General features: G+C 70.6%; 6 protein-coding genes. 2 read left to right on the forward strand and 4 right to left on the reverse strand.

Annotation, left to right across the window (positions count from 1 at the left end; translation table 11 throughout):
• Positions 1-105: 105 nt before the first annotated feature.
• Positions 106-930 carry a purine-nucleoside phosphorylase gene (locus ACWCRB_RS48430; protein ID WP_451002157.1) on the reverse strand — a complete coding sequence of 275 codons (825 nt, stop codon included), beginning with the start codon at positions 928-930 and terminating at the stop codon, positions 106-108.
• A gap of 104 nt (positions 931-1,034) precedes the next feature.
• The gene (locus tag ACWCRB_RS48435; RefSeq protein ID WP_369037808.1) at positions 1,035-1,472 is read right to left on the reverse strand and encodes a gamma-glutamylcyclotransferase; all 438 of its coding nucleotides are present in this window, start codon (positions 1,470-1,472) and stop codon (positions 1,035-1,037) included.
• A 139-nt stretch (positions 1,473-1,611) separates the two neighbouring features.
• On the opposite strand from ACWCRB_RS48435, the gene ACWCRB_RS48440 reads away from it, so the two are divergent.
• Together ACWCRB_RS48440 and ACWCRB_RS48445 are read left to right on the forward strand one after the other, a co-directional pair.
• Positions 1,612-3,060, forward strand: a complete 1,449-nt coding sequence (locus ACWCRB_RS48440) for an NAD(P)H-quinone dehydrogenase (RefSeq protein WP_451002158.1) — start codon at positions 1,612-1,614, stop codon at positions 3,058-3,060.
• A gap of 180 nt (positions 3,061-3,240) precedes the next feature.
• Positions 3,241-4,251 (forward strand): DeoR/GlpR family DNA-binding transcription regulator, encoded by a 1,011-nt coding sequence (locus ACWCRB_RS48445; RefSeq protein WP_451002159.1) that lies wholly within the window; start codon positions 3,241-3,243, stop codon positions 4,249-4,251.
• Positions 4,252-4,337: 86 nt separating this feature from the next.
• Here the strand turns inward: ACWCRB_RS48445 and ACWCRB_RS48450 are convergent, their stop codons facing one another.
• Both ACWCRB_RS48450 and ACWCRB_RS48455 read right to left on the reverse strand, forming a co-directional pair.
• On the reverse strand, positions 4,338-4,913 hold the full coding sequence (locus ACWCRB_RS48450; RefSeq protein WP_451002160.1) for a TetR/AcrR family transcriptional regulator: 576 nt from the start codon (positions 4,911-4,913) through the stop codon (positions 4,338-4,340).
• A 196-nt stretch (positions 4,914-5,109) separates the two neighbouring features.
• Positions 5,110-6,600, reverse strand: a 1,491-nt coding sequence (locus ACWCRB_RS48455; RefSeq protein ID WP_451002161.1) for an acetyl/propionyl/methylcrotonyl-CoA carboxylase subunit alpha, incomplete at its 5' end; no start/stop codon positions are given.

Raw genomic sequence — 6,600 nt, forward strand, 5'->3', positions numbered from 1 at the left:
GTCCGGCGTTTGAGGACAAGGCCCGTTCAGGGCCGTGGCGGGGGTCTGGGGGCGGAGCCCCCAGGGATGGGACGGGTAGGGGCGGCGGGGGCGAGGAAAAAAGGCCTACAGGCGGTCCAGGACCTGGGCCAGCAACGAGCCCATGCGGGTTGCGCTGTCGCGGCCCGCCTGGAGGACCTCCTCGTGGTTCAACGGTTCCCCCGTCATCCCGGCCGCCAGGTTCGTCACCAGCGAGATCCCCAGGATCTCGGCCCCGGCTTCCCGCGCCGCGATCGCCTCCAGGACCGTCGACATGCCCACCAGGTCCGCCCCGATGACCCGCGCCATCCGGATCTCGGCAGGAGTCTCGTAGTGCGGGCCCGTGAACTGGGCGTACACGCCCTCCTCCAGGCTCGGGTCGATCTCCTTGCACAGGGCGCGCAGCCGAGGCGAGTACAGATCCGTCAGGTCCACGAAGTTCGCGCCGATGATCGGCGACGTCGCCGTGAGGTTGATGTGGTCGCTGATCAGGACCGGCTGGCCGGGACGCATGTCGGCGCGCAGGCCGCCGCAGCCGTTGGTCAGGACGATGGTCTTGCAGCCGGCCGCCACGGCGGTACGGACACCGTGCGCCACGGACGCGACGCCCCGCCCCTCGTAGTAGTGCGTGCGCCCCAGGAACACCAGCGCGCGCTTGTCGCCGATCCGGTACGAGCGGATCCTGCCGCCGTGGCCCTCGACCGCCGGCGGCGGGAATCCGGGCAGCTCGGTGACCGGGAGATCGGCCGCGGGGGCGCCCAGGGCGTCCACGGCCGGTGCCCAGCCGGAGCCCATCACGAGGGCGACGTCGTGGGTCTCGGCGCCCGTCAGCTCCCGCAGGCGCGCGGCGGCGGCGTCGGCGGCGGAGTGGGGGTCGCCCTGGATGTCGTCCGGAAGAAGAGATGCGTTCACGCGCAAGAGCGTATCCGGTCGGAGCCTACGCGCGTAGATGACAGAGGCCACGGGATGGCGATCGTTGTCTTGTCGTTTCCAACCAAACGCGATGCGCGCTCGGCTCAACAGGGACGTTTTCTCAGTTCCATCACATAGTCGTGCGGAGCCCCCGCCGACTCCGCCGCGTCGGCGATCTCGCCCAGGTACCGCGCCGACGGCAGCCCGCCCTCGTACCCGTTGAGGACGTACACCCACGCCGGCTCCTCGCCCTCCAGCGTGTGGACGCGCAGCCGCATCCGGCGGTAGATGTCCAGGCCCACGCCCTCCCAGCGGTCCAGCGACTCCTCGTCGGGCGGGGCGATGTCGTACAGGGCGACGAAGACCTGGGAGCGGGGGGCCTCGACGATCGTCGGGAGGGCGCCCTCCCAGCCCATGTGCTCGCCGCCGAACGTCAGCCGCCAGCCGGTCAGCCAGCCGGTGGCGCGCAGCGGCGAGTGCGGTGCGCGGCGCGTCATGAGCCGCGCGTCGAGATTGCCGGCGTAGGCGGCGTAGAGCGACATGGGTCGAGAGTACGGCAGCGGACACGGCCGTCACTCCGACAGCACAGGCCCCTCCCGCACCCGTACAACCGTGCGCCCGCACCGGTCTCGTACGCCCACACGTGACCCGGGGCGCAGACACCTCGGGGCATGCGGGACAATGGAGCATGTGACTCGGATCGTGATCATTGGTGGCGGACCCGGCGGGTACGAAGCTGCGCTGGTGGCAGCACAGCTCGGCGCGGAGGTGACCGTCGTCGACTGCGACGGTCTGGGCGGGGCGTCGGTGCTCACCGACTGCGTACCGTCGAAGACCCTGATCGCCACGGCCGAGGTGATGACCACCTTCGACTCGTCGTACGAGGAACTGGGGATCATCGTCGCCGACGACACCCCACCCGAGCAGCAGGCCGCCCGCGTCGTGGGCGTCGACCTCGACAAGGTCAACCGACGGGTCAAGCGGCTCGCCCTCGCCCAGTCGCACGACATCACCGCCTCCGTCACCCGGGCCGGCGCCCGTGTCCTGCGCGGCCGTGGGCGGCTCGACGGCATGCAGGCCATCGACGGCTCCCGGAAGGTCGTCGTACGGGCGGCCGACGGCACCGAGGAGACCCTCGTCGCCGACGCCGTGCTGATCGCCACCGGCGGACACCCGCGCGAGCTGGCCGACGCGCAGCCCGACGGCGAGCGCATCCTCAACTGGACCCAGGTCTACGACCTCACCGAGCTGCCCGAAGAGCTGATCGTGGTCGGGTCCGGTGTCACCGGTGCCGAGTTCGCCGGTGCCTATCAGGCGCTCGGGTCCAAGGTCACCCTCGTGTCGTCGCGCGACCGCGTGCTGCCGGGTGAGGACCCGGACGCCGCCGCCGTCCTCGAAGAGGTCTTCCGGCGCCGTGGCATGAACGTCATGGCCCGCTCCCGCGCCGAGTCCGCCAAGCGCGTCGGCGACCGGGTCGAGGTCACCCTCTCCGACGGGCGTGTCATCACCGGCTCACACTGTCTGATGGCCGTCGGCGCGATTCCCAACAGTGCCGGGATGGGCCTTGAGGAGGCCGGGGTCAAGCTGCGCGACTCCGGGCACATCTGGACCGACAAGGTGTCCAGGACGACCGCCCCGGGCGTGTACGCCGCCGGTGACGTGACCGGCGTCTTCGCCCTCGCGTCCGTCGCCGCCATGCAGGGCCGTATCGCCATGTACCACTTCCTCGGCGACGCGGTGGCCCCGCTCAACCTGAAGACCGTCTCCTCCAACGTCTTCACCGACCCCGAGATCGCCACCGTCGGCTACACCCAGGCCGACGTCGACGCCGGCAAGATCGACGCCGTGGTCGTCAAGCTCCCGCTGCTGCGCAATCCGCGCGCGAAGATGCAGGGCATCCGCGACGGCTTCGTCAAGCTCATGTGCCGGCCGGGTACGGGGATTGTCGTCGGCGGGTGTGTCGTGTCGCCGCGTGCCTCCGAACTCATCCACCCGATCTCGATCGCGGTCGACAACAATCTGACGGTCGAGCAGATCGCGAACGCGTTCACGGTCTATCCGTCCCTTTCCGGATCGATCGCCGAGGTCGCCCGGCAGCTCCACACGCGCAAGGCGACGGGCGAGGCCTGAGCGCCCGGAGCCGGTGGGGAGCGGAACTTCCCGCTGGTCACGGGGAGTTGCGGCCCATTCGTACGGCATAGGCGGAGCGGATAGGCGCGTATACCACTTCCCGTACCCCCATGCGAACAACTTCTGTTATTCGGCGCAAACTGCTGAAAGCAGACGGTCGTTGGGGTTACTGTCAGTTTCGTGTTCGCTGCAGAACGTCGTCAATTGATCCTCGAAATGGTGCGAGCGAATGGGGCCGTGTCGCTCCGTGAGCTCGCCCGCGTCGTCCAGACCTCCGAAGTGACCGTACGGCGGGACGTGCGCGCACTGGAGGCAGAAGGACTCCTCGACCGCCGGCACGGCGGTGCGGTATTGCCGGGCGGCTTCACGCGGGAGTCCGGCTTTCCGCAGAAATCCCATCTCGCGACCGCCGAGAAGACGGCCATCGCCGACCTCGCCGCGAGCTTCGTCGAAGAGGGCGAGGCCATCGTGGTCGGGGCGGGGACCACCACGCAGGAGCTGGCACGCCGGCTCGCGCGGGTCCCCGGGCTGACCGTCGTCACCAACTCCCTGTTGGTGGCCCAGGCGCTGGCCCACGCAAACCGGGTGGAGGTCGTGATGACCGGCGGCACTCTGCGCGGTTCCAACTACGCCTTGGTCGGCAGTGGCGCCGAGCAGTCCCTGCACGGGCTGCGGGTGTCCAAGGCCTTCCTCTCCGGAAGCGGGCTCACCGCCGAACGTGGACTGTCGACCTCCAACATGCTGTCGGCGTCCGTCGACCGCGCGCTGGTGCAGGCCGCCGCCGAGGTCGTCGTGCTCGCCGATCACACCAAGCTCGGTACGGACACCATGTTCCAGACCGTGCCCACGGACGTGATCACCCGCCTCGTCACGGACGAACCGCCCGTCCACGACGACCGCGCGGGTACGGAACTCCAGGCCTTGGCCGACCAGGGAGTCCAGATCGCCGTCGCCGGATCGTCCGGCTCGGGGAACGGCTCCCAGACGAACGGACCGGGCGGCGGTGATCAGGTCCCGGCGCGCCAGCAGCGCCGGGACGTGCCGCTTCCCAACCCACGCCGGGGCCAGCTGGCCGGTGGCGCGGCGGGCCATCCGCTGCGCGGCACGATGCTGGGCGAGCAGCCCGGCGGACCGGGTGAGCGCGAACGGGAGCGGGAGCGGGCCCGGGTGGCGGATCTCCGCCGCCGCTGACCCGTCGTCTTACCGGGTTGCGGGGTCACTGGGTTACCGGGTTGCTGTCGCATGTCCGGTATCCGGGTTGCTGTCAGTACACCGGCTTATTGAGGTACGGCCTTCAGACCCCGCAGTGTCAGGGTCAGGAGGCGGTCGGCGAGGCCCGGGTCGTCCGGGGTCTCCTCGGCCGCCAGCGCGATGGCGTTGGTGAGCTGGAGCAGGTCGCCGATGGAGACGTCGGTGCGCAGGGTGCCGGCCTGCTGGGCGCGGGTGAGCAGGGCCGCGCCCGCCGCCCGCATCGGGTTGCTGCACCTGGCCAGCGCCGAGTCGGCGTCGTACGACACCGACATGAGCGCCCGTGCCAGGCCGCGGTACTCACTGGCGTGCGTGACGATCTCGCGCAGCCAGGTGACCAGGGCGGCGCATGGCTCCGGGTCGGTCAGCAGCTCGCGGGAGCGGGCGAGCAGGTCGTTCACCGCGTCCTCGAAGACCGCGCTCATCAGGGCGTGGCGGTTGGGGAAGTGGCGGTAGAGCGTGCCGATGCCTACGCCTGCGCGGCGGGCCACGTCCTCCAGGGAGGTGTCCGTGCCGTGTTCCGCGAAGGCTGAGCGGGCTTCTGTGAGCAGGCGTTCGTAGTTGCGGCGGGCGTCTGCGCGGAGGCCTGCCGGCGGGTGGGCCATGGTTCACCTGCCCTTCGTTTGCTTGGTCCGTGGGGTCAGCATGACATCGGTTGTGTTTTGGCCGCAGGCCCGGTGGGGGCTTGTCGCGCAGTTCCCCGCGCCCCTAAAGACTTGCCCGCACCGTTTGTCGGAAAGTGAAGCGCCCGGTGGGCTGATCGCTCAGTCCGCCGGGCGCCTTGTCATGCTGTACGGCTGGTCAGTCCTTGATCTCGCAGATGGGGGCGCCGGAGGTGAGGGAGGCGCCTACCTCTGCTGCGAGGCCTTTGATGGTGCCTGCTTTGTGGGCGTTGAGGGGCTGTTCCATTTTCATGGCTTCGAGGACGACGACGAGGTCGCCTTCCTTGACCTCCTGGCCTTCCTCGACGGCGACCTTGACGATGGTGCCCTGCATGGGGGAGGCGAGGGTGTCGCCGGAGGCCGCCGGGCCGGACTTCTTGGCCGCGCGGCGTTTGGGCTTGGCGCCGGCGGCGAGGCCGGTGCGGGCCAGGGACATGCCCAGCGAGACGGGCAGGGAGACCTCCAGGCGTTTGCCGCCGACCTCGACGACGATGGTCTCCCGGTCCGTCTCGTCCTCCGCGTCGGCGTCGGTCGGGGCGGCGAAGGGCTTGATCTCGTTGACGAACTCGGTCTCGATCCACCGGGTGTGGACCGTGAAGGGGTCCTGGCTGCCGGTGAGTTCGGGGGCGAAGGCGGGGTCGGCGACGACCGCGCGGTGGAAGGGGATGGCGGTGGCCATGCCCTCGACCTGGAACTCCGCCAGCGCCCGGGCGGCACGCTGCAGGGCCTGCTCGCGGGTGGCGCCGGTGACGATCAGCTTGGCGAGGAGCGAGTCCCACGCCGGGCCGATGACGCTGCCGGACTCGACGCCCGCGTCCAGGCGGACACCGGGGCCCGACGGCGGGGCGAAGGTGGTGACGGTGCCGGGGGCGGGCAGGAAGCCGCGGCCCGGGTCCTCGCCGTTGATGCGGAACTCGAAGGAATGGCCGCGCAGTTCCGGGTCGCCGTACCCGAGTTCCTCGCCGTCGGCGATGCGGAACATCTCGCGTACGAGGTCGATGCCGGCGACCTCCTCGGTGACCGGGTGCTCGACCTGGAGGCGGGTGTTGACCTCCAGGAAGGAGATCGTGCCGTCCATGCCGACGAGGAACTCGACGGTCCCGGCGCCGACGTAGCGGGCCTCCTTGAGGATCGCCTTCGAGGAGGCGTACAGCTCGGCGACCTGTGCCTCGGACAGGAACGGCGCCGGGGCCTCCTCCACGAGTTTCTGGTGGCGGCGCTGGAGGGAGCAGTCGCGGGTGGAGACGACGACGACGTTGCCGTGGGAGTCGGCCAGGCACTGGGTCTCCACATGCCTCGGTTTGTCGAGGTAGCGCTCGACGAAGCACTCGCCGCGTCCGAAGGCGGCCACGGCCTCACGGACGGCGGAGTCGTACAGCTCCGGGACCTCTTCGAGGGTGCGGGCGACTTTGAGGCCGCGTCCGCCGCCGCCGAAGGCGGCCTTGATGGCGATGGGCAGGCCGTGTTCCCGGGCGAAGGCGACGACCTCGTCGGATCCGGAGACGGGGTCGGGCGTGCCGGCGACCAGGGGGGCGCCGGCGCGCTGGGCGATGTGACGGGCGGCGACCTTGTCGCCGAGGTCGCGGATGGCCTGCGGGGGCGGGCCGATCCAGGTCAGGCCGGCGTCGAG

The sequence above is a fragment of the Streptomyces sp. NPDC002156 genome (assembly GCF_053593675.1).